20 protein-coding genes are annotated in these 22,027 nt (G+C 63.4%); 4 read left to right on the top strand and 16 right to left on the bottom strand.

All coding sequences use genetic code 11. From position 1 onward, the window contains the following. Positions 1-45 precede the first annotated feature (45 nt). The 3 genes from galE (at position 46) to IVA98_RS32005 (ending at position 3,720) form a co-directional block, all read left to right on the top strand. A complete protein-coding gene (gene galE / locus IVA98_RS32015) occupies positions 46-1,059 on the top strand; it encodes a UDP-glucose 4-epimerase GalE (RefSeq protein ID WP_247302953.1) in 1,014 nt (337 codons plus the stop codon). 118 nt (positions 1,060-1,177) lie between these two features. Then, positions 1,178-2,980 carry an ABC transporter ATP-binding protein gene (locus IVA98_RS32010; RefSeq protein ID WP_247356384.1) on the top strand — a complete coding sequence of 601 codons (1,803 nt, stop codon included), beginning with the start codon at positions 1,178-1,180 and terminating at the stop codon, positions 2,978-2,980. Positions 2,981-3,018: 38 nt separating this feature from the next. Next, on the top strand, positions 3,019-3,720 hold the full coding sequence (locus IVA98_RS32005; RefSeq protein WP_247334352.1) for a fumarylacetoacetate hydrolase family protein: 702 nt from the start codon (positions 3,019-3,021) through the stop codon (positions 3,718-3,720). Between the two features lie 61 nt (positions 3,721-3,781). Here the strand turns inward: IVA98_RS32005 and IVA98_RS32000 are convergent, their stop codons facing one another. The 15 genes from IVA98_RS32000 to IVA98_RS31925 form a co-directional block, all read right to left on the bottom strand. Beyond that, positions 3,782-5,122, bottom strand: coding sequence for an MFS transporter (locus tag IVA98_RS32000; RefSeq protein ID WP_247278749.1), 1,341 nt, complete (start codon positions 5,120-5,122; stop codon positions 3,782-3,784). A gap of 164 nt (positions 5,123-5,286) precedes the next feature. After that, positions 5,287-5,745, bottom strand: a complete 459-nt coding sequence (locus IVA98_RS31995; RefSeq protein ID WP_247356382.1) for a YybH family protein — start codon at positions 5,743-5,745, stop codon at positions 5,287-5,289. A 13-nt stretch (positions 5,746-5,758) separates the two neighbouring features. Continuing rightward, the gene (locus tag IVA98_RS31990; RefSeq protein ID WP_247302948.1) at positions 5,759-6,688 is read right to left on the bottom strand and encodes an aspartyl/asparaginyl beta-hydroxylase domain-containing protein; all 930 of its coding nucleotides are present in this window, start codon (positions 6,686-6,688) and stop codon (positions 5,759-5,761) included. A 129-nt stretch (positions 6,689-6,817) separates the two neighbouring features. After that, a complete protein-coding gene (locus IVA98_RS31985) occupies positions 6,818-6,973 on the bottom strand; it encodes a hypothetical protein (RefSeq protein WP_007612486.1) in 156 nt (51 codons plus the stop codon). A 161-nt stretch (positions 6,974-7,134) separates the two neighbouring features. After that, entirely contained in the window at positions 7,135-8,598 is a 1,464-nt protein-coding gene (locus IVA98_RS31980; protein ID WP_247302946.1) for a flavin-containing monooxygenase, read from the bottom strand. A 50-nt stretch (positions 8,599-8,648) separates the two neighbouring features. Then, positions 8,649-9,065, bottom strand: coding sequence for a nuclear transport factor 2 family protein (locus tag IVA98_RS31975; protein ID WP_247302944.1), 417 nt, complete (start codon positions 9,063-9,065; stop codon positions 8,649-8,651). Between the two features lie 165 nt (positions 9,066-9,230). Beyond that, entirely contained in the window at positions 9,231-10,652 is a 1,422-nt protein-coding gene (ahcY, locus tag IVA98_RS31970; RefSeq protein WP_247302942.1) for an adenosylhomocysteinase, read from the bottom strand. A 128-nt stretch (positions 10,653-10,780) separates the two neighbouring features. Beyond that, entirely contained in the window at positions 10,781-11,977 is a 1,197-nt protein-coding gene (gene metK / locus IVA98_RS31965) for a methionine adenosyltransferase (protein ID WP_247356380.1), read from the bottom strand. A 60-nt stretch (positions 11,978-12,037) separates the two neighbouring features. Continuing rightward, positions 12,038-13,393, bottom strand: coding sequence for a hypothetical protein (locus IVA98_RS31960; protein WP_247278755.1), 1,356 nt, complete (start codon positions 13,391-13,393; stop codon positions 12,038-12,040). A 794-nt stretch (positions 13,394-14,187) separates the two neighbouring features. Then, positions 14,188-15,306, bottom strand: a complete 1,119-nt coding sequence (locus tag IVA98_RS31950; protein WP_247356379.1) for a cobalamin-independent methionine synthase II family protein — start codon at positions 15,304-15,306, stop codon at positions 14,188-14,190. A gap of 80 nt (positions 15,307-15,386) precedes the next feature. Further along, positions 15,387-16,103 carry an ABC transporter ATP-binding protein gene (locus IVA98_RS31945; RefSeq protein WP_247356377.1) on the bottom strand — a complete coding sequence of 239 codons (717 nt, stop codon included), beginning with the start codon at positions 16,101-16,103 and terminating at the stop codon, positions 15,387-15,389. Then, entirely contained in the window at positions 16,096-16,851 is a 756-nt protein-coding gene (locus IVA98_RS31940; protein ID WP_247356375.1) for an ABC transporter ATP-binding protein, read from the bottom strand. The genes IVA98_RS31945 and IVA98_RS31940 overlap by 8 nt, the downstream gene beginning before the upstream one ends. Next, positions 16,848-17,876, bottom strand: coding sequence for a branched-chain amino acid ABC transporter permease (locus IVA98_RS31935; protein ID WP_247356373.1), 1,029 nt, complete (start codon positions 17,874-17,876; stop codon positions 16,848-16,850). Before IVA98_RS31935 ends, IVA98_RS31940 begins: the two co-directional genes overlap by 4 nt. A gap of 8 nt (positions 17,877-17,884) precedes the next feature. Further along, a complete protein-coding gene (locus IVA98_RS31930) occupies positions 17,885-18,754 on the bottom strand; it encodes a branched-chain amino acid ABC transporter permease (protein ID WP_247356371.1) in 870 nt (289 codons plus the stop codon). A 238-nt stretch (positions 18,755-18,992) separates the two neighbouring features. Next, positions 18,993-20,171 carry an ABC transporter substrate-binding protein gene (locus tag IVA98_RS31925; RefSeq protein ID WP_247356370.1) on the bottom strand — a complete coding sequence of 393 codons (1,179 nt, stop codon included), beginning with the start codon at positions 20,169-20,171 and terminating at the stop codon, positions 18,993-18,995. A gap of 522 nt (positions 20,172-20,693) precedes the next feature. On the opposite strand from IVA98_RS31925, the gene IVA98_RS31920 reads away from it, so the two are divergent. Then, the gene (locus tag IVA98_RS31920; RefSeq protein ID WP_247356368.1) at positions 20,694-20,972 is read left to right on the top strand and encodes a hypothetical protein; all 279 of its coding nucleotides are present in this window, start codon (positions 20,694-20,696) and stop codon (positions 20,970-20,972) included. A gap of 82 nt (positions 20,973-21,054) precedes the next feature. Here the strand turns inward: IVA98_RS31920 and purU are convergent, their stop codons facing one another. Continuing rightward, complete coding sequence (purU, locus tag IVA98_RS31915) at positions 21,055-21,918, bottom strand: formyltetrahydrofolate deformylase (RefSeq protein WP_247356366.1); 864 nt, start codon at positions 21,916-21,918, stop codon at positions 21,055-21,057. Positions 21,919-22,027 lie beyond the last annotated feature (109 nt).

The following is a 22,027-nucleotide window of genomic DNA, read 5'->3' as shown; positions in this document are numbered from 1 at the left end:
CACGCGGGCGGTAGTTTTAGGCGTTGATCGAAGACGGGTGAGATCATGACTGTGCTAGTCACCGGCGGCGCCGGCTATATCGGAAGTCACACGGTCCTGGCGCTGGCGGAAGCCGGCGAGGACGTCGTCGTGATCGACGATCTCTCCACGGGTTTTTCCACCTATCTGCCGGAAGGCGTGCCGCTGTTCATCGGCGATGCCGGCGACGAGAACCTGCTCGAAGGCGTGATCGCGCAGCACGACATCGAGAGCATCATCCATTTCGCGGGCTCGGTCGTCGTGCCGGATTCGATGCGCGATCCGCTCGGCTATTATCGCAACAACTTCATGACCGCGCGCAATCTGCTCAACGTCGCGGTCAAGCGCGGCATCAGCCGCTTCATCTTCTCCTCGACCGCCGCCGTCTACGGCGATCCTGACCAGGTGCCGGTGCCCGAGCATGCGCCGACGCGACCGCTGTCGCCTTACGGCTCGTCGAAGCTGATGACCGAAATCATGCTGCATGACGTCGCCGACGCCTACGGCATGCAATATGTGACCTTGCGCTACTTCAACGTCGCCGGCGCCGATCCGCAGGCGCGCATCGGCCTTGCCACCGCCGGTGCCACGCATCTGCTCAAGATCGCAGTTGAAGCCGCCACCGGCCAGCGCGCCAAGATCGACGTGTTCGGCACGGACTATCCAACCCCGGACGGCAGCTGCATCCGCGATTTCATCCACGTCACCGACCTCTCGCAGGCGCATCGCTCGGCGCTGGCCTATTTGCGCAATGGCGGCGCCTCGACGACGCTCAATTGCGGCTATGGCCGTGGCTATTCGGTGCTGGAGACCATCGACGCGGTGCGGCGGGTTTCGGGCCGCAGCTTCGCCGTGCAATACGCTGCGCGCCGGCCTGGCGACATCATGACCATGGTCGCCGACACCAGCCGCATCCGCGGCCTGCTCGACTGGCACCCACAGTATGATGACCTCGAGACCATCGCCGCGCACGCCCTGGCCTGGGAGGACAAGCTGTTCCGCGAGCGCCATGGCGAGCTCCGCCACGCCGTCTCGGCCTAGAATCAACCCGAGCGCAAGCCCTTAATTGGGCTTGAAAAACTGTAGCCGAGCGGGCACAGAGGCCCATCGATCCCTGACGCACGGGCAGGCTTTGTCCCGCGCCGTCAATGGACACCGGATGGCCCAGTTTCCAAAGAAAATCACTGACGACCCCTATGCAGCAGCGGTCTTGATTCGCCGCCTGGTCTTGGAACAAGGGGTCGTCTACTGGAGGCGCTACCTCGTCGCCTTCGCGCTGATGGCACTCGCCGCCGGCGCGACCGCAGGCGCGACCTATGTGCTCGGCCAGGTCATCAACCAGGCCTATGTCGACAAGAACATTCCAGGTATCGCGATGTTTTCGGGCATCACGGTGGTGCTGCTGTTCATCAAGGGCGTCGCGACCTACGGCCACATGGTGATCCTGACCAAGATCTCCAACGCCATCCTTGCCACCAATCAGCGTCAGCTCTTCGCCAAGCTGATGCGCGAAAGCGTCGGGTTCTTCTCCGAGCGGCATTCGTCCGAATTTCTGGCGCGGCTGACCGCCGGCGCCAAGTCCATCACCGACGTGCTCAACATGCTGGTCAACGCCGTCGGGCGTGACCTCTTGATGCTGCTCGCCATGATCGGCGTGATGGTATGGCAGGACCCACTGATGTCGTTCATCGGCCTCGTCGCGGTGCCGCCTGCGATGCTGGTGCTGCGCAAGCTGGTCAAGCGCATCAAGGGCCTCGCCTACAACCAGTTCACCGGCACCGCCGACATCATGGAAACCATGCAGGAATCGCTGCAGGGCATCCGCACCGTGAAGGCGTTCACGCTCGAAGATACCATGCAGAAGCGCATCGACGAGAACATCGCGATCGTCGAGCGCAATGCCAACAAGATGGCCCGCGTCGCCAACCGCTCCAATCCGCTGATGGAGATGCTGGGCGGATTCGCCGTTGCCGGCTGCCTGCTCTATGGCGGCTACAGCGTGGTCGCGCTCAATGCGACGCCCGGCGCGTTCTTCTCTTTCATGACGGCATTCCTGATGGCGACCGAGCCGGCCAAGCGGCTGGCGCGGCTCAACATCGACCTCAACAGCCAGTTGGTCGGCGCGCGCATGCTGCTCGAGGTCGTCGACAGTCCGGCGAGCGAGCAGTCCGATGACGACAAGCCGGCGCTGAAGCTGTCAGATGCCCGCATCGAGCTGCGCGACGTGAGCTTCTCCTATCGCTCAGGCGAGAGCGTGCTCAACCGCATGAGCTTCGTCGCCGAGCCGGGCAAGGTCACCGCGCTGGTCGGCCCGTCCGGCGGCGGCAAGTCGACCGTGCTGGCGCTGCTCTTGCGCTTCCACGAGGTGACGCAAGGCGAGATCGTGATCGACGGGCAGTCGATCTCGTCAGTGTCGCGAAAATCACTCCGAGCGCAGACCGCCTATGTCGGCCAGGACGTCTATCTGTTCCGCGACACCATCCGCAGCAATATCGCCTTCGGAAGGCCGGGCGCGAGCGAACAGGAAATCATCGAGGCCGCAAAAGCGGCCTGCGCACATGATTTCATCATGGGTTTCCCGCTCGGCTACGACACGCCCGTCGGCGAGCACGGCACGCAGCTGTCGGGCGGCCAGCGCCAGCGCATCGCGGTGGCGCGCGCGTTGATCAAGAACGCGCCGATCATCCTCTTGGACGAAGCCACCGCCGCGCTCGATTCGGAGTCCGAGCGGCAAGTGCAGGAGGCGATCGAGCATCTCTGCCAGAACCGCACCACCATCGTGATCGCGCACCGCCTGCACACCATCATGCACGCAGACCGCATCCTGGTGGTCGAGGGCGGCGAGATCGTCGAGCACGGCCGGCACGACGATCTGCTGCGCCGCGGCGGGCGCTATGCGTCGTTCTTCCGCCTGCAGCATCACCATTCCGGCGCTCTGGCGCCGATCAGCGCAACCGCATAGAGTTCCTTGTCAACCTCAAGAGCCGCGAGACCCGCTCCATGAACGCCGCCTCCTACGTGATTCCGCTTCCGCCCCAGGCTTCGCTTCCCGTCGTCGGTGAGAGCGGCCGCTATCCGGTGCGCCGCATCTGGTGTGTCGGTCGCAATTATCTCGAGCACATCCGCGAGATGGGCAATGACGAGCGCGCCCCGCCGTTCTTCTTCGCCAAGCACGCCGACATGCTGGTGCCTGATGGCGCCACCATTGCCTATCCGCCCCTGACCAAGGATCTGCATCACGAGGTCGAGCTGGTCGTCGCGATGAAGAGCGGTGGGCTGAACATCCCTGCCGACAAGGCGCTCGACCACGTCTACGGCTACGCAGTCGGCATCGACCTCACCCGCCGCGACCTCCAGATCGCCTCGCGCAAGAAGGAGCGGCCGTGGGAGATCGGCAAGTCGTTCGACGGCTCCGCCCCGTGCTCCGCGATTCAGCCGGCATCGAAGATCGGCCACCCCGCCAAGGGCAAGATCTGGCTCACGGTCAACGGCAAGGAAGCGCAGAAGGGCGACCTCACCGAGTTGATCTGGAACGTGCCCGAAATCATCTGGCAGCTCTCGCAGCAGGTGAAGCTCGCCGCCGGCGACATCATCATGACGGGCACGCCGGCCGGCGTGTCGCAGCTCCAGGTAGGCGACAAGCTCGAATGCGGCGTCGACGGCATCGGCACGTTGAAGGTTGCGATCGGCCAGCCAGAATAGGCTGAGCTCAAATCAAGGAAAACGCAAAGCCCCGGACGTCGCGTCCGGGGCTTTTACGCGCTCAAGTTCGCCGCTCATGCGCGCCGGCCACGTTGATGTCCTTCCCGGTGTAATCGGTCATCATCGCGGTCGCGGCCAGCGTCACGACAGCGCAAATCGCGATGTAGATTGCGATCGCGGTCGCCGAGTGGAACGTGCCGAACAGCCAGGTTGCGATCAGCGGCGCCGGACCGCCGGCGATCACGGAAGCGAGTTGATAGCCGAGCGAGGAGCCGCTGTAGCGCAGGCGTCCGGTAAAGCTCTCGGCGATCAAGGCGGCTTGCGGGCCGTACTGCATGTCATGCGGAATCAGCGACAGGATGATCGCGACGAAGATGATGGTTGGCGATCCGGTGTCGAGCATCGCGAAATAGACGAAGCCGAATATGCCCGTCACGGCAGCGCCGATCATGTACATGTTCTTGCGGCCGATCTGATCGGAGATATGTCCGCACAGCGGAATCGAGACGAACGACAGCACCGAGGCCGAGAGCACCGCGGTCAGCAGGAAGTCGCGCGAGACATGCAAGGTGCCGATGCCATAGGAAAAGACGAAGGCTGTGAAGATGTAGAACGGCGCCTGCTCCGACATGCGCGCAAAGGCGGACAGCAGAATCTCCTTCGGATACTCCCGGATCACGGTCAGCATCGGCGTGCGGTCCACCTGACGTTCGGCCACGAGCTTTGAGAACACCGGCGTTTCGAGGATGCCGAGCCGGATATAAAGGCCGACGCCGACCAGGATGATGCTGAGCGCGAATGGAATGCGCCAGCCCCACGCCAGGAACTGATCGCCCGCCATCTGGCTGAACGCCAGCACGGCGAGATTAGCGAGGAACAGACCGCAGGGCACGCCGAATTGCGGCCATGACGCGATCAATCCTCGGGATCGGTCGCTGCGGGCCCATTCCATCGACATCAGCACCGAGCCGCCCCACTCGCCGCCAACGCCGACGCCCTGAATGAATCGCAGCACGGTCAGGATCACGGCGCCCCAGATGCCGATGCTCGCATAGGTCGGCACCACGGCCACCGCGGCGGTCGCCAGTCCCATCAAGAGCAGCGTCGCGATCAGCGTCGACTTGCGGCCGATGCGGTCGCCATAGTGACCAAAGATTGCCGCGCCGATCGGGCGCGCGATGAAGCCGACTGCGTAGATCGCAAACGCCTCCAGCGTGCCAACCCAGGGGTCAGACTGCGGAAAGAACAGCTTTGCGAAAACCAGACCGGTGACGGTGCTGTAGAGAAAGAAATCATACCATTCGATCGCGGTCCCTACCGTGGACGCGATCACCGCGCGACGAAGCTGGCGCTGATGCTCGGATGGAGTAAGTCGGGTGGCGTCAAGGCCGAGTGTTGCCATGGGAGCGTTTCCTCCGGACAGCCCCCCGGTTGCGTATTTTTCACCGGTTGTTCCTTGAGGAACAAACGAGATCAGGTTCCAAGGGTTCCGGCCGAGGTGGAACGAGAGTGTAAAACTTTAGTCGGCCAATAAAGCCGCGGCGCACGCTGCCGGATGGCTTGGCGCTACCAAGCCTTCACGGGCCGATTGGCGTGGCTTGCCTGCGGCACACCGCGATTGAGCGACATGTGGGAATGCACGCACAGCCACGTTTCGCCATTCCTGGCAAACACCATCGTGGCCCGGCCGGGGCGTGGAAACGGGCTGCCATCGGGATGATAGCCCGTGCTCGCCCATGGCGCGATCACAGTCGCCATCGTGCCATCGGCGGATGCCAGGATCGAGGTCTGATCGAGCACGAAATGAAAATCGGTCGTCTTGGGCCAGACGTTATTCCACTGTGTCGAGACCCACTGATCAAGACCAGGGATGACGTCGTTATGCGTGCCGAAGGCAAGCACGTCCGGATGGAAGAGCGGCCGCGCCGAAGCGTAATCGACCTCCCGGACATAACCGGCAAAACTCTCCAGCCAGTGGCGGAAGAACAGCACGATCTCCGTATTCGCGACCGGCAAGGGGCTCATCGCGACGCCCTGATCACCGCAGCGCCGACAGCACGACGAGGCCGAGGATCAGCGCCGTCAGCGAATATTTCAGCGTGTAGTAGACGTTGCGGTTCCATTCCTTGACCTTGCGGCTGGCGAGATGGATCTCGTAGAGCTTGCCGAACATCTTGTTGAGCACGCCGACATTCTCGCCGTCGACGTTCTGGGTCGCCGACGCCTTGACGATGTGCTGGCTGACCCAGCGGTTGATGGCGGTCATGAAGCCGAACTTCATCGGCCGCTCCACATCGCAGAACAGGATGATGCGGTTGACGTCGGTCGCATTCTCCGCGCTGTGGATGAAGGTCTCGTCGAACATGAAGGCTTCGCCGTCGCGCCAGACGCATTCGACACCGTCGACCAGGATGCGGCACTTGTTCGAGTTCGGCGTGACGAGGCCGAGGTGATAGCGCAGCGAGCCCGCGAACGGATCGCGATGGGCGCCGAGCTTGCCGCCCGGCGGCAGCATCGCAAACATCGCGCCGTGCACGCTCGGGATCGCGTTGAGCAGCTCCACCGTCTTCGGGCAGAGCGTGCGCGCCGACGGCAGGAAGTCGTCGTACCATTTTAGGTAAAACCGCTTCCAGCCGCTCTTGAAGAAAGAGTAGAAGCCCCAGTCGTTGTTATTGGCGGCCGCGCGAATAAAACCTTCGTCGAACAGGCGCACCGCCTCGTCGCGTATGATCTCCCAGTTCTCGCTCAGCAGCTTCAGCTCGGGAAACTGATCGACCGAGATCACCGGCTTGTTGGGCACGGCCGAGCCGACATACATCAACACGTTGTAGGGCGCGAGATAGGTCGAGTGATCGCCGAGCTGGCGCGCGAAGCGCAGCCGCTGCTTGCCGCGGAAGTGAACGTAAATCGTCGAGACCGCCAGCACATAAAGAACAACAAGTTGCGGCGCAAAAAGCTGTTTCAGCATATCCCCGTTCCCCAGTGACCCAGCCGGGGACGTCATCTATCCCCACCCGACCGGGGCGGCAAGATATTCACCGCTGGGTTGCACTCACACTGGCGCGAGCAGGAGCATGGAACCTGAACCGAGAGGCGGTCACGCCCGCGATAGCGCCTGGAGCCCTTTGAAGGTCAGGCGTTTGGGGTCGGTGACGCCGGCGAGATAGAGACGGCGGATGAAGGCGATGACGGCGTCGCGGTCGCAATCGGTCAGCGCGACGACGGCGTCGACCGCAATTCTCTGGGCTTCCATTGGGCTCACCTCGGCCTTGCGAGTAACCCCGGCCGAGACAGGCTAGGACTCAATCGGTTAAGCCGGCGTTAACCGTTCGTCTGGTGCGCCAGGCTCAACCCGGCGGCCGATCGCGCCACCGCACTCACCTCAAAGGCACACCCGCCGCAGCAGCGGCGGGGTCAGGAATATCGCATCACGCCGTCGTCGATCCGCCCGAAGCGCAGCGAGACGATGTCGAGTGCGTAGTTCTGATACAGCCGCCACGGCCGCTTCGAGCCTTGCTTCGGCATCCTGGCGATCGAGCGCTGCACATAACCCGAGCTGAAGTCGAGCGACGGCTGGGCGCTGATCGTGGCATCGTCATTGTGCGGCATGCACTGACGGAAATTGTGCCGGTCCATGTAGTTGATGAGCCGGCAGACATATTCGCAGGTGAGATCGCATTTCAGCGTCCAAGACGCGTTGGTGTAACCGAACGCCGAGGCCATGTTCGGCACGTCGGCATACATCATGCCCTTGTAAGTCAGCGTGTTGGCGAAATCGACGGCGTGGCCGTCGACGCTGATCTCGAGCCCGCCGACGACCTGGAGCACCAAGCCAGTCGCCGTCACGATGATGTCGGCGGCAAGTTCGCGGCCGTCCTTCAGGCGGATGCCATCGCGCGTGAAGGTATCGATCTCATTCGTGACGACGGAGGCGCGCTGCTCGCGGATCGCCTTGAACAAGTCGCCGTCCGGCACGAGGCACAGCCGCTGGTCCCAGGGATTGTAGCGCGGCGTGAAATGGGTCGCGACATCGTAGTCGGGCCCCAGCGCGTTTCTGACGCCCTTGAGGATGAGGTCCTTCACCTTCGCGGGCCGGCGCCGGCTGAGCTGGAAGAAGAACATCCCCCACATCACATTGCGCCAGCGGATCAGGTGATAAGCGAGCCGCGCCGGCAAATTGCGACGGAGCTTGTTGGCAAAGGGATCGTGCGCGGGACGCGACACCACATAGGTCGGCGAGCGCTGCAGCATGGTGACCTGCGCCGCTCTCTTGGCGAGCTCCGGCACCAGCGTCACCGCCGTCGCGCCCGAGCCTATCACGACGACGCGCTTGCCCGAATAGTCGATGTCCTCAGTCCATTTCTGCGGATGCACGATGCGGCCCTGGAAATCCGCCGTGCCATTGAACTCCGGGGTGTAGCCCGCCTCGTATTTGTAATAGCCCGAGCACATAAACAGGAAATTGCAGGTGAAGCGTACGAGCTCGGTTGCGCCCTCGCCTGTTGTGCGCTCGGCCTCGACGGTCCAGCGCGCCTCCTGCGTCGACCACGATGCGCGCTTGACGCGATGACGGAAGCGGATGTGCTTCTCGATGCCGTTCTCGGCGGCGGTCTCGCGCACATAGTTCAGGATCTGCGGCCCGTCGGCGATCGCGTTGGGATCGGTCCACGGCCTGAAGGAATAGCCGAGCGTGAACATGTCGCTGTCGGATCGGATGCCGGGATAGCGGAACAGGTCCCAGGTGCCGCCGATGCAGTCGCGTCCCTCCAGGATGACGTAGCTCTTGGTCGGGCACTTGGTCTGCAAATGATAGCCCGCGCCAATGCCGGACAGGCCGGCACCGACGATCAGCACGTCGAAATGTTCTTCTTCGGCCACCGCGGTTCTCCCCGCTCAGAGGATGGCAGCGCCACGGCAAATTGCAACCGTCAGGTCGCAGCAGCGGCCACGCAGGCGGTATCGAAGAACTCGTGGTACTCGACCGCCTTGCCATCCTTGAAGCGCCAGAAATCGACCTTGGGCGTCTGCGCGACCTTTCCGGTCTTCTTGTTCGTCCATGCGCATTCGCCGCGCGCGACGACGGCATCGCCCTGCGCAACGTATTCGTTCATCGTGTAGTACTCCATGCTCCAGTCAGCAAGCAGGCCGTCGAAATAGCCGCGCAGCTCGGTCCGGTCGTCATAACGCCTCGCGAAAGGGACCGGCTCGGCTCCCCGCGGAATCGAATCGAACTTGATCTGCGGGCCGATGACGTTGTCGAACCAATAGTCGACGCTTTGGCCCTTGCTGTCGTTCCACTGGCGATAGGCTTCCTTCAGCAGCTGAACGTTGGCTTCGCTGGACATCGCATTCCCTCCATATGCATTTTGACAATGAACATCGGAAAAGGCCGCCCGCTGCAAAAAGTGGCGGGCTTGTTGTGGCTCTACCTGCGAGCGTATCACAGGCGCGGCCAACAAAAAATAGGCCCCGGATCGCTCCGGGGCCCTGGTGTCGCAATCGCGGTCGGATCAGTACCGGTAGTGGTCCGACTTGTACGGGCCTTCCGGCTTCACGCCGATGTAGTCGGCCTGGTCCTTGCGCAGCTCGGTGAGCTTGACGCCGATCTTGGCGAGGTGCAGGCGCGCGACCTTCTCGTCGAGCGTCTTGGGCAGCACGTAGACCTTCTTCTCGTACTTGCCGTCCTTGTTGTTGGCGAACAGCTCGATCTGCGCCAGCGTCTGGTTGGTGAACGACGCCGACATCACGAAGGACGGATGGCCCATCGCGTTGCCGAGGTTCACGAGGCGGCCCTCCGACAGCAGGATGATGCGGTGCTTGTCGGGGAATTCGATCTCGTCGACCTGCGGCTTGATGTTGGTCCACTTCAGGTTACGCAGAGACGCGATCTGGATCTCGTTGTCGAAGTGGCCGATGTTGCAGACGATGGCGCGATCCTTCATCGCGCGCATATGCTCGATGGTGATGATGTCCTTGTTGCCGGTGGCGGTGACGAAGATGTCGGCGCGGGGCGCGGCGTCTTCCATGGTCACGACCTCGTAGCCTTCCATCGCGGCCTGCAGCGCGCAGATCGGATCGACTTCGGAAACCATCACGCGGCAGCCGGCCTGGCGGAGCGAAGCGGCCGAGCCCTTGCCGACGTCGCCGAAGCCCGCAACCATGGCGACCTTGCCCGACAGCATCACGTCGGTGCCGCGGCGGATGCCGTCGACCAGCGATTCACGGCAGCCATAGAGGTTGTCGAACTTCGACTTGGTGACGCTGTCGTTGACGTTGATCGCCGGGAACAGCAGCGTGCCCTTGTTGGCCATCTCGTAGAGGCGATGCACGCCCGTCGTCGTCTCTTCCGAGACGCCCTTGATGTTCTTGGCGATCTCGCCGAAGTAGTCCTTGGGCTTCTCCTTCAGCAGGCGCTTGACCAGCGCATAGAAGATCTCCTCTTCCTCGGAAGCAGGCTTGTCGAGGAAGGCGGTGTCGCCGTTCTCGGCGCGAACACCGGCATGCACCAGCATGGTGGCGTCGCCGCCGTCATCGAGGATCATGTTGGGCGTGCCGCCGCCATGCCAGTCGAACAGCTTTGCGGTGTAGTCCCAGTACTCGGTCAGCGTCTCGCCCTTGACGGCGAAGACGGGAATGCCGGCGGCCGCGATCGCGGCGGCGGCGTGGTCCTGGGTCGAATAGATGTTGCAGGAGACCCAGCGGATGTCGGCGCCGAGGGCGGCCAGCGTCTCGATCAGCACCGCGGTCTGGATCGTCATGTGCAAGGAACCTGCGATGCGCGCGCCTTTGAGCGGCTGCTTCGGGCCGTACTCCTCGCGGGTGGCCATCAGGCCGGGCATCTCGGTCTCGGCGAGCGAGATTTCCTTGCGGCCGAAATCGGCCAGCGAAATGTCCTTGACGATGTAATCGGTGAAGCCGGGCTTCGCGTTCATTGCGAGTGTCCTGTTTGCTGAACTCGTCATTCCGGGTCGCCCAAAGAGGCGGACCCGGAATCTCGATGTGATGGATAAGGATCCCGGGTTCGCTCGCGCTGCGGGCGCGCCCAGGATGACGCGTAAAACTAGAGCGCGCGCTTGAGCGGCTCGACGAGGTCGGTCTTCTCCCAGGAGAAGCCGCCCTCGTTGTCCGGGGTGCGGCCGAAATGGCCGTAGGCCGAGGTGCGCGCGTAGATCGGGCGGTTAAGGTCGAGATGGCTGCGGATGCCGCGCGGCGTGAGATCCATCGCCTTGGCGACCGCCTTCTCGAGCTGATCCTCCGACACCTTACCGGTGCCGTGGGTGTCGATGTAGATCGACAGCGGGCGTGCCACGCCGATGGCATAGGCGAGCTGGAGCGTGCAGCGGTCGGCGAGACCGGCGGCAACCACGTTCTTGGCGACATAGCGCGCGGCATAGGCCGCGGAGCGGTCGACCTTGGTCGGATCTTTGCCGGAGAACGCGCCGCCGCCATGCGGGGCCGCGCCGCCATAGGTGTCGACGATGATCTTGCGGCCGGTCAGGCCGGAGTCGCCGTCGGGGCCGCCGATGTAGAACTTGCCGGTCGGATTGATGTGCCAGATCGTTTTCGGCGTGATCCAGTCCTTCGGCAGCGCCTCGCGCACATAGGGCTCGACGATGTCGCGCACCTGCTTGGAGGTGAGGTCCTCGACCAGATGCTGGTGCGACACCACGATCTCGCGCACGCCGACCGGCTTGCCGTTCTCGTATTGCACGGTGACCTGGCTCTTGGAATCCGGGCCCAGCACCTTCTCGCGGCCGGAGTGGCGCGCTTCGGAGATGAGGCGGAGGATCTTGTGGGCGTAGAAGATCGGCGCCGGCATCAGGTCGGGCGTCTCGTTGGTGGCGTAGCCGAACATGATGCCCTGGTCGCCGGCGCCTTCTTCCTTGACCTCGCCCGGCTGGAGCGCGTCGACGCCCTGCGCGATGTCGGCCGATTGCGGATGCAAGAGGATCTCGATGTCGCAGGTCTTCCAATGGAAGCCGTCCTGCTCGTAGCCGATGTCCTTGATCGCGCCGCGGACGACGCTCTCGATCTGCTCGTTGCTCACCGACTTCGGACCGCGGGTCTCGCCGGCGATCACCACCTTGTTGGTGGTGGCCAGCGTCTCGCAGGCGGCGCGAATCTGCCAGGGATCGATGCCCGCCTTCGGCCCTTCACGATAGAACAGGTCGACAATCTCATCGGAGATCCGGTCGCAGACCTTGTCCGGATGACCCTCGGACACGGACTCACTGGTGAAGAGATAGGACGCGCGCATCAGTAACCCCTTGTTCCGCCACTAGCCGGCGGGCGTTTGCGATGTTTACTTTTGATGATGTCAATCACGCCGACGCGAGATGACGTAGGATTCGTCGAGAAACCAGAGCCCATTGTACTTCCGCAGCACGTCCCTGGCGGCATCCAGAGTGCGGCCGTTTTGAGTCATTTCCGTCAACCGGTCGTCCTCAATCTGAGCGACATACACCGCCGCATTCCACGCTGCAAAGGCCGTCGAGGTGCCGATGGTGCCGGTGACCTCGTTGGGCAGCGCCTCCATATCATACCTGAAGATCGAACGGTTATCCGCGTAGGCATTAAAATTTAAGTCGCGGCCCACCGACCCAAGTTCATACTTAACTGCACGCAGTAGCTCATGACGGCTGACTGAGAAAGGATTTTCTCCAGGCCAGATCGCCTGGATCATTTCCATGCCCGGATCCTGGCCGTGGGAGTGAATTCCGATCAGCCGGCCGCCAGGCCGGAGCGCCCGCGCCAGCGGTGCAATGATCCGCTTGGCCCGGAAATTGACCGAGGACAGGGCCCGGTAAGGCTGAGATGCGATAACGAGGTCGAAATTGGCCTCGGCCTGTCCCGGCCGCGGAATGGTCGAATCCAGCAGGAACCTATGGTCCTCGCGATAGAGCACGAGGACGACGGGTCGCTCATAGAGCGGCATGGCCGTGCGCGGGCTAATCGCAGCGCGCCAATTCTGCTCCAGAAACGGCCTCAGCTCCGCGATCTGCTGCTCGAACTCGCCCGATGAGGCGCCGCGGAGCGGCACTTCATGCCAGACGGTGGCCGCCGCCGCCGCAGGCGATGCCGGCGTGAGCCAGGGCGCCTCGGCGTAGAACATGTTGGTGAAGACGAACACCGACGCCGGATGCTCGAAAATGCGGTCCGGGACCTTCTCCAGAGTCAGGCGCAGGTCCTCGAGGCTGAGCTCCTTGCCCGCGACATAGAACGGCATGTGCGGAAAGCGCTGGTGCGTTGCGCGCAGCACCCGCGCCAGCACCGTGCCGTCGCCGACGCCGGCGTCGAACAGGCGCAGCGCCGGCGGGCGCGGGTGGATGGAGCTTAGCTCCAGGGCAACCCTGTCTGCGATCACCCGCTTCTCGCTGCAGGTGTGGACGAACAGCAGGTATTTCTGGCGGTTCTCGAAGAAACGGAAATTGCCGCGCGGGTCGCGTTTTTCCGGCGGCACCTGAAGTCCCCGCGGCGGCGGCACGCCGCCGGCCATCGATGCGGCCATATAGGCCTGGATCCGCTCCAGCGTGTCGATGGTGATGCGCTTGCCCTCGCGCAGGCGGTGCACCAGCTTCCCATCGTTCACCGCGCGGCGGCCGAAGGTCGATTCCGCCATGTCCGCCTTGCGGCAGAACTCGGTGATTTGGCTCAGGATTTCGTCGTTTTTCATCAGTGGGAAGCGTTGGGCAGACGGGATGGGTCACACGTCCTAGCAAATTCTGCCCACTCATGGAATAGTAGATCGAGCCCGCCTCGGTTTGCCATGCGCCGCCTGCTCGTCGCGCTCCGCCTGCTCACACTTGCGCCGTGGTCCGTGCCCGCCTTGGGGCAAGCGCGCAATCAGCGCCGTCCACTCTGCACGAGCGAGACGACGCCGGCAGACCAGATGGTCGACGCCCGCACCAGGATCATCGCGCTGAAAGTGTTCAGGGGCGAGACTTCTGGCTTGCGGCCGCGTGAACAAGAAGGGCGACTACGCCAAGTTCGTCGCGACGCCGCGGAAGCGATCGCCTCCAGCCGGCCAGGCGGTCTACAGCTTGCGGATGGGCCTATTACGGCAAAGGCGAGTACGAGATCGCGATCGCGGATTTCGGCGACGCGCTGAAGCTCGGCGCGCCCAGCGGCATCATCTTCCACAATCGCGACAGGCAATGCCTGGCGCGGCAAGCGTGACTATGCCAAGGCCATTGCCGATTATGACAGGTCAATCAGGGCCGACCCGAAGTCGGCGTTCTCGGCCGACGTGGTCTCGATCACGAAGAACAAGCAGGTGCGGTGGTCGAATTCCTCGTTTGCTGGGCGAGGTCGACCTGGCGGCGAAGTGACGACGCGCTATCGCCCAACTCAGCTGTCATCGCCCGGCCTTGACCGGGCGATCCAGTATTGCAGAGACAGCGAGAGATCCGGAGAGGCCGCGGCGTACTGGATTTCCCGCCTTCGCGGGGAATGACAGCGGAGGGGGCCTTACTGGCCCCACACTTCCTTGGCGATCTCGACCGCAAGGCTGAGCTTGGCCCATTGCTCTTCCTCGGAGAGGATGTTGCCCTCCTCGGTCGAGGCGAAGCCGCATTGCGGCGACAGCGCGAGCTGCTCCAGCGGGGCGAACTTGGCGGCTTCTTCCAGGCGCCGCTTGATGTCGTCCTTCTTTTCGAGCTCGCCGAACTTCGAGGTGATCACGCCGACCACGACGACCTTGTTGCCCTTGGGCAGGAAGCGCAGCGGCTCGAAGCCGCCGGCGCGGTCACTGTCGTATTCGAGGAAATAGCCGTCGTAATTGGTACCGGCCAGCATGGTCTCGGCAACCGGCTCGTAGCCGCCCGAGGAGATCCAGGTCGAGCGGAAATTGCCGCGGCAGACATGCGTCGTCACCACCATGTCGGCGGGCTTCTCGGCCAGCGCGTAGTTGATGATACGGGCATAGATCTGCTGGAGGCCGTCCGGATTGTCGCCGCGCTCGCGTGCCTTCTGCAACTCGTCCTGCGAGCAGAGATAGGCCCAGACGGTGTCGTCGAACTGGAGATAGCGGCAGCCGGCGTCGTAGAACGCCTTCACCGCCTTGCGGTAGGTCTTGCCGAGGTCCTCGTAGAAGGCGTCGAGATCGGGATAGACCTCCTTGGAGATCGACTTGCGGCCGCCGCGGAAATGCAGCACCGCAGGCGACGGGATCGTCATCTTGGCGGTCACGTGGGCCTGGTCGGCATACTTCTTCAGGAAGCGGAAATGGTCCAACATCGGGTGGTTGTCGGGGAAGTCGAGCTTGCCGACCACACGAACCGCATCATGGCGCGTCTCCACGCCCGCAAACTGGATGCCGGTGTCGGGGTGGAACAACTCGCAGCCGGTGAGCTTGGCCAGGAAGTCGAAATGCCACCAGGAGCGGCGGAATTCGCCGTCGGTCGCGAGCTTGAGCCCGATCGAGGCCTGTTTGTGCACGACCTTCTCGATCTCCATGTCCTCGATCTTGCGCAGATCGTCGGCCGAGATCTCGCCCTTCTCGAGACGGCTGCGCGCTTCCTTGATCTTGGCCGGACGCAGAAGGCTGCCGACCTCGTCGGCGCGGAAGGGGGCTTTGGTTCGCTGCATTTGTTACTCCCGGGATATTTTCTATGGCGTTTTCAAACGAAGTGGCTACCGGTTCGCGTTAAGAAAACGCGTCGGACAAGTTAGTGGGTCGCCGCCCCGGCGACGCCGAGGTGACGCTCCAGGACCGAGGGGTCGGCCGTCAGCGCGGCGCTCGGGGCGTCGTGGACGATCGTTCCGCGCTCCAATATCACAACGCGGTCGGCCAGCCCCAGAATCTTTTGGGCATTCTGCTCGACGATGATCGAGCAGATGCCGCCCGCCCTGGTGATGGTGCCGATCGCTTTGAGCAGCTCCTCGACGATGATGGGGGCGAGGCCCTCGGTCGGTTCGTCCAGCAGCAGAACCTTCGGATTGAGGGTCAGCGCGCGGCCGATCGCCAGCATCTGCTGCTCGCCGCCGGAGAGCTGGTTGCCAAAATTGCTCCGCCGCTCCTTCAGCCGCGGGAACATCTCGTAGACCTTCTCGACCGTCCACGGGCCGGGCTGGGCTACCGCGGTCATGTTCTCCTCGACCGTGAGCGAGCGGAAGATGTTGCGCTCCTGCGGCACCCAGCCAATGCCGGCGCGCGCGCGCTGGTCCGGCCGCATGGCCGTGACGTCGAACCCGGCGAGCGCGATAGAGCCGGAGAAGCGGCGGGTGACGCCGACGATGGAATTGATCAGCGTGGTCTTGCCGGTGCCGTTGCGGCCGAGCAGCGCCAGCACCTGCCCCTCGGCGAGGCGCAAGGACATGCTGGGCAGCACCACGGCTTCGCCATAGCCGGCGCGAAGCGCGTCGATCGCGAGCAGGTCAGACATTGACCGCCTCCTCGCCGAGATAGACTGCCTTGACCTGCGGATCGCGCGCGACCTGGTCGGGCGGCCCTTCCGTGAGCAGCGCGCCCGAGACCAGCACCGAGATACGGTCGGCAAAGGAGAACACGAGGTCCATGTCGTGCTCGATCAAGAGTACCGTGACGTCGCGCGGAAGCGCGCCGACGACCGCCAGAATGTCGTGGCGCTCGCTCTCGGGCACGCCGGCGGCAGGCTCGTCCAGCAGCAGCACGCGCGGCCTGGCCGCGATTGCGACTGCAATCTCGAGCAGGCGCTGCTTGCCGTAAGGCAGCGTCACGGTCTGCTCGTTCATGACGTCGAGCAGATGGAAGCGCGTGAGCAGATCGGCTATCTCGCCATTGACGTCACTGCGAGTGCCCATCCGCCGCCACCAGTCGCCGCCATGGCCAAGGCACTCGGAGACGGCAAGGCCGATGGTTTCGAGCGGGGTCAGGTCGGGATAGAGCTGATTGATCTGGAAGGTGCGCGACAGGCCGCGCAGCACGCGCTTGTGCACGGGCAGATCCGTGATGTCCTGGCCTTCGAGCAGGATGCGACCTGAGTTCGGCTTGAGCACGCCGGTGAGCTGGTTGATGACGGTGGTCTTGCCCGCGCCATTGGGGCCGATCAGCGCGTGACGGGCGCCCTGCTCGACCTTGAGCGACAGGTCGCGGGTGACCCGCAGACCGCCGAACTGCTTTTCGAGATTCTTCGTTTCGAGCGCGATGGTCATGCGTCGCTCTCCGGCACAGCGACAACGGCCTTGCGCCCGGCCACCTGCTTGATGATCAGGTTCGGCACATAGAGCGCCCAGCGGTGCAGGCGCTGGCGGCCAATCAGCACGATCACGACCAGCACCAGGCCGATCCAGAACTGCCAATATTGCGGGGTGATGGTCGAGAACAGTTCCTGGAGCATGCGGAACACGACCGCGCCGATCAGCCCGCCATAGAGATAGCCGGTGCCGCCGATCACGAGCACCAGCATCAGATCGGCGGAGCGCTCGAACGCGAACACGTCGAGCGAGGCGATCGCGGTGGTCTGGGTGAACAGTGCGCCTGCGATGCCGGCATAGAACGCCGCCAACGTGTAGATCGCGATCAGGCGGCGGTTGACCGGAATGCCGATCGCGGCGGCCCGCAGCGGATTGTTCTTGATCGCACGTAGCGACAGGCCGAACGGCGAATGCACGACGCGGCGCGCGAACAGGAACAGGAGGAACAGCACAGCCAGTGTGTAGAAGAAGCCGGCTTTGCCGAACATGTCGAACGGGATCTCGCCGAAGATCGGCTGCATCTCGATGCCTTGCAGGCCGTCGGTGCCACCCGTGATATTGGAGAAGCGCTCGGCCAGCGCTTCCAGCAGCAGGGCGATGCCGAGCGTCACCATCAGTCGGGTCAGGTCGACGCCGCGGATCACCAGGAAGCTGGTGGCAAAGCCGAGCACCATCGCGGCAAGGCCGGAGGCGACGAGCGCCAGCACGGGCTCTTTGATGATGCCGTGCAGCGCGAGGAGTCCCGCCGCATAGGCCCCGACGCCGAAGAACGCGGCATGGCCGAGCGAGACGATGCCGGCATAGCCGAGGATGAGATCGAGCGACATCGTGAACAGCGCCAGCCGCAGGATGTCTGTCATGATCAGATAGCGCGTGGGAAAGGCGAAGCCGCAGGCCAGCACGATGAGCCAGAAGGCGATTTCGCCAAAGTGCCAGCGCGCCTGGCGCTGAGCGTGATAGCCGACGTCGGAGGAGGCGCTCATCGGCAAACTCAGCGCGCGGCCGTGCGGCCGAACAAGCCGTTCGGGCGCCAGATCAGGATCACGATCATCATGGTGTAGATCACGAAGGGGCCCATCTTCGGCACGTAATATTTGCCGGCGACGTCGCCGATGCCGAGCAGGAGCGAGGCCAAGAACGGCCCTGTGATCGAGGACGAGCCGCCGACGGTGACCACGATCAGGAAGTAGATCATGAACTTCAGCGGAAAGTACGGATCGAGGCCGAGGATCTCGGCGCTCAGCGCGCCGCCGAGGCCGGCGAGCCCGCAACCAAAGGCAAAGGTGAACGCGAACACTTGCGGTACGTTGATGCCGAGACCGCTGGCGGCGCGCGGATCGTCAACGGCGGCGCGCAGACGGCTGCCGAAGCGGGTCTTGGCCAGCACCATCTGCAAAGCGATGGTGAGCAAGCCGCAGATCACAATGATCATCAGCCGGTAGCGGCCGATGCCGACGCCGAACACGTCGAACTGGCCCTGGAGCGCGGCCGGCAAATTGATGAAGACGCGCGAGGATCCCTGGATGTAGTCGACGGCCGCGACCGACATGAAGGTCAGGCCGATGGTGAACAGAACCTGGTCGAGATGGCTGCGCGCATAGAGGTGGCGGTAGAGCGTGCGTTCGAGCGCAATGCCGATCGCGGCCGCGGAGATGAAGGCGAGCGGCAGGGCGGCGAAGAACGGCCAGCCCATTCGGTTGACCAGCACCATGCAGATATAGCCCCCGGCCATCGCGAAGGCGCCATGGGCAAGATTGACGAAATTCATCAGGCCGAGCGTGACTGCAAGCCCGCAAGCGAGCACGAACAGCAGCATGCCGTAGGCAACGCCATCGAACAGGTTGGTGAGGATTGCGGTCATCGGGAGCAGATCGTTGTCGAGAAAGTATCAGGTCTAGCGGAGTAGGCTGCTCTGCTCCCTCTCCCGCTTGCGGGAGAGGGCTGGGGAGAGGGTGTCTCGGCAACGGGAGAATCCCGACTTGAAAGAGCCCTCACCCGGCGCTTCGCGATAGCCGAGGCTTCGCCTCGGCGTCTCTTATAGGACGGCCACCAAAGGTGGCCGACGCTCTCCCGCAAGCGGGAGAGGTTTAGAAGAGCGCTCACTTCTTGGTCTTGCCGAGATCCTTGACGGCCTCGAAGGTCGCGAACTCGACATTGTAGAGCTCGCCCTCGACCTTCTCGACCTTGCGGATGTAGATGTTCTGCACGATGTCGCGGGTCTCGGGATCGATCGAGATCGGGCCGCGCGGGCTTTCCCACTTCTGGCCCTTCATGGCCTCGATCAGCTTGTCGCCGTTGGTGTCGCCGCCCGTCTTCTTCAGCGCTTCGTAGATCAGGTGGATGCCGTCATAGCCGCTCACCGCCATGAAGCCCGGGCGGTTGCCGAAGGCTTTCTTGTAAGCGGCAACGAAATCCTTGTTCATCTGCGAGGGATGCGCCGCGGAGTAGAGATGCGCGGTGACCGTGCCGAGCACGGCGTCGCCCATGTTGTTGAGCAGGTCGTCGTCAGTGACATCGCCGGGTCCGATCACTTTGATGCCGGCCTTGTCGAGACCGCGCTCGGCATACTGCTTCATGAAGTTGCCGCCCTGGCCGGCAGGCACGAACACGAAGATCGCGTCAGGCTTGGCGTCTTTCATGCGCTGGAGGAACGGCGCGAAATCTGGGTTTTGCAGCGGCACCTTGACCTCTTCGACCACCTCGCCGCCCCCGGCGGTGAAATTCTGCTTGAAGAAGTTCAGCGCGTCATTGCCGGGCGCGTAGTCCGAGGTCAGCGTTGCCACCTTCTTGATGCCGTTCTTGACCGCCCAATCGCCGATGATGGTCGAGGACTGCGCAAGCGTAAAGCTGGTGCGCACGATGTAGGGCGAACGCTCGGTGATGATGGAGGTGCCGGCCGCCATGACGACTTCCGGAATCTTGGCCTGCGTTGCGAGCGGCGCCGCCGCGAGCGCGGCCGGCGTCACGCCGAAGCCGGCGATGAAATTGACCTTGTCGTTGACGATCAGCTCCTGCGCGGCGGTCTTCGTCTTGTCGGGAATCGCGGCGTCATCCTTGACGATGATCTCGACCTTCTTGCCGGCGACGGTGTCGCCCTTCTGCTGCATGTAGAGCTTGATCGCGTTCTCGATCTGCTTGCCGGTCGAGGCCTGGCCGCCGGTCATCGGCAGAATCAGACCGATCTTCACGGCGTCCTGCGCCTTCGCAGGCGCGATGGCGGCGAGGCCCGCGATGGCGGCCGCTGCTGCCGTCCGTGAAAACGTTTTGCGTTCGAACATCAGATGTCCCTCCCCTTCATTCCTGACCTCTTGTGCATCGAACCGAGTGCCCGGTCCTTGCCTTTACCTTGGCGCGCACGCGCTATATCGCCGCGCCACATGGCGTCTTTCGCGCCCTTATTGTCAATCGGACGTTTGGCGACCATTCGGCGCAAGCCGCGCGCTCCGATTGCCGACGGCGGCAAGCGGCATCGGGATTACGCCGGCGACCCGAGCGTCTAGATTGAGGCCGCCGCCATTTGTACGATTGTACAAATAAAATGGACCTGTCAACGAAAACCCGTTGCCGTGGTCACGCTACTTTGTCGCGAGCCTCGGCCGGCAGTCTAGAAGCGCGACGGGCTGCGTGGATGGAGCATTTCGTCTTTCTTTTGCAGAATGTGTACCTCAGCGAGCCTTGATCGACACGCCTCGGTAATAAAATACCCACCTCGAATAAGTCTATTTTACCGTGTTGAAGGCTATTCTCTTCGCGCCGGCCCGGTCCGGCATCCAACGACCGAACTCGCGCGCACCGATACAATGCCCAAGATTCTTCGTTCCATCCTCGTCCTCGCTGCCCTCGCAGCGGGGCTAGCCGGCTGCGGCACCGTCAACGAAAGACTCTCTGCCGGCATGGGCGACTACGTCCCGCAATGGGCCGGCGGCCTGCCGGCGGATGCCCCGCCCCGGCCGGGCACCCCGCAATACGACGCCTACATGAAGGAGCGCGAACGCAAGCGGCTGATGCCCGCGGCCGATCGCGAAAAGGAAGAGCAGAAGGGCGCGACGGGATCTTCGTCAGGCAGCGCAGTACGTTAAGGGGGCGAATGGGGGCGAATGGCGAATAGGGAGTGGCGAATGTCGCGCCCTCTTCTATTCGCTACTCACCATTCACCATTCGCTAATCCACGAACACCACGGTCTTGCGGCCATTGAGGATGACCCGGTCGTCGAGATGGTAGCGGATCGCGCGGGCCAGCACACGGCGCTCGATGTCGCGGCCCTTGCGGACCAGGTTTTCGGGCGTATCGCGATGGCTGATGCCCTCGACGTCCTGGTCGATGATCGGACCCTCGTCGAGATCACGCGTGACGTAATGCGCGGTCGCGCCGATCAGCTTGACGCCGCGCTCGTGGGCCCGGTGATAGGGCTTTGCGCCCTTGAAGCCCGGCAGGAACGAGTGGTGAATGTTGATACAGCGCCCCGACAGTTTTGCCGAGAGATCGTCCGACAGGATCTGCATGTAGCGGGCGAGCACGACGAGATCGGTGCCTGTGCTGGCGACGAGGTCGAGGATCTGCGCCTCCTGCTCGCTCTTGGTCTGCTTGGTCACCGGCAGATGGTGGAACGGAATGCCGCCGAAATCGAGCCCGGCATAGACCTCGCGCGGATGATTGGAGACGATCGCGGTGGGGATCATCGGCAATTCGCCGGTGCGCCAGCGATAGAGGATGTCGACCAGGCAGTGATCGGACTTCGACACCAGCAGCATGACCTTGCGGTGCGCGGCGCGGTCGCGCATCTGCCATTCCATGCTGAAACGTTCGGCGATTGCCGCAAAGCCGGTCTGGAGCGCCGACAACTCCACGGCGAGATCGGCCGCGGTGAAGACCACGCGCATGAAAAACTTTTTGGTCTCGACATCGTCGAACTGCTGGGCGTCGAGAATGTTCTGTCCATTGTGGGCGAGGAACGTCGACACAGCCGACACGATGCCCGGGCGATCCGGACAGGACAGGGTCAGGACATATTGATGATCGGGCATGTCTCTTGATGAAGGTTTGGGCAAAGGCCCGCGGAACTAGCTGCGATTTGCGGCCTCCTCTAGCACCGACGCCGCCCTTGCGCCAATCCCAAGCGCGGAGTCAGGATGA

The organism is Bradyrhizobium sp. 160, from assembly GCF_023073735.1.
Taxonomy (GTDB): domain Bacteria; phylum Pseudomonadota; class Alphaproteobacteria; order Rhizobiales; family Xanthobacteraceae; genus Bradyrhizobium.
The sequence above is the reverse complement of the archived record's forward strand: the minus strand, read 5'-3'. Positions and strand labels throughout refer to the sequence as shown.

Coding starts and splice junctions, on each gene's coding strand:
- galE (WP_247302953.1), top strand. CDS start 46: ATGACTGTGCTAGTCACCGGCGGCGCCGGCTATATCGGAAGTCACACG.
- IVA98_RS32010 (WP_247356384.1), top strand. CDS start 1,178: ATGGCCCAGTTTCCAAAGAAAATCACTGACGACCCCTATGCAGCAGCG.
- IVA98_RS32005 (WP_247334352.1), top strand. CDS start 3,019: ATGAACGCCGCCTCCTACGTGATTCCGCTTCCGCCCCAGGCTTCGCTT.
- IVA98_RS32000 (WP_247278749.1), bottom strand. CDS start 5,122: ATGGCAACACTCGGCCTTGACGCCACCCGACTTACTCCATCCGAGCAT.
- IVA98_RS31995 (WP_247356382.1), bottom strand. CDS start 5,745: ATGAGCCCCTTGCCGGTCGCGAATACGGAGATCGTGCTGTTCTTCCGC.
- IVA98_RS31990 (WP_247302948.1), bottom strand. CDS start 6,688: ATGCTGAAACAGCTTTTTGCGCCGCAACTTGTTGTTCTTTATGTGCTG.
- IVA98_RS31985 (WP_007612486.1), bottom strand. CDS start 6,973: ATGGAAGCCCAGAGAATTGCGGTCGACGCCGTCGTCGCGCTGACCGAT.
- IVA98_RS31975 (WP_247302944.1), bottom strand. CDS start 9,065: ATGTCCAGCGAAGCCAACGTTCAGCTGCTGAAGGAAGCCTATCGCCAG.
- ahcY (WP_247302942.1), bottom strand. CDS start 10,652: ATGAACGCGAAGCCCGGCTTCACCGATTACATCGTCAAGGACATTTCG.
- metK (WP_247356380.1), bottom strand. CDS start 11,977: ATGCGCGCGTCCTATCTCTTCACCAGTGAGTCCGTGTCCGAGGGTCAT.
- IVA98_RS31960 (WP_247278755.1), bottom strand. CDS start 13,393: ATGAAAAACGACGAAATCCTGAGCCAAATCACCGAGTTCTGCCGCAAG.
- IVA98_RS31950 (WP_247356379.1), bottom strand. CDS start 15,306: ATGCAGCGAACCAAAGCCCCCTTCCGCGCCGACGAGGTCGGCAGCCTT.
- IVA98_RS31945 (WP_247356377.1), bottom strand. CDS start 16,103: ATGTCTGACCTGCTCGCGATCGACGCGCTTCGCGCCGGCTATGGCGAA.
- IVA98_RS31940 (WP_247356375.1), bottom strand. CDS start 16,851: ATGACCATCGCGCTCGAAACGAAGAATCTCGAAAAGCAGTTCGGCGGT.
- IVA98_RS31935 (WP_247356373.1), bottom strand. CDS start 17,876: ATGAGCGCCTCCTCCGACGTCGGCTATCACGCTCAGCGCCAGGCGCGC.
- IVA98_RS31930 (WP_247356371.1), bottom strand. CDS start 18,754: ATGACCGCAATCCTCACCAACCTGTTCGATGGCGTTGCCTACGGCATG.
- IVA98_RS31925 (WP_247356370.1), bottom strand. CDS start 20,171: ATGTTCGAACGCAAAACGTTTTCACGGACGGCAGCAGCGGCCGCCATC.
- IVA98_RS31920 (WP_247356368.1), top strand. CDS start 20,694: ATGCCCAAGATTCTTCGTTCCATCCTCGTCCTCGCTGCCCTCGCAGCG.
- purU (WP_247356366.1), bottom strand. CDS start 21,918: ATGCCCGATCATCAATATGTCCTGACCCTGTCCTGTCCGGATCGCCCG.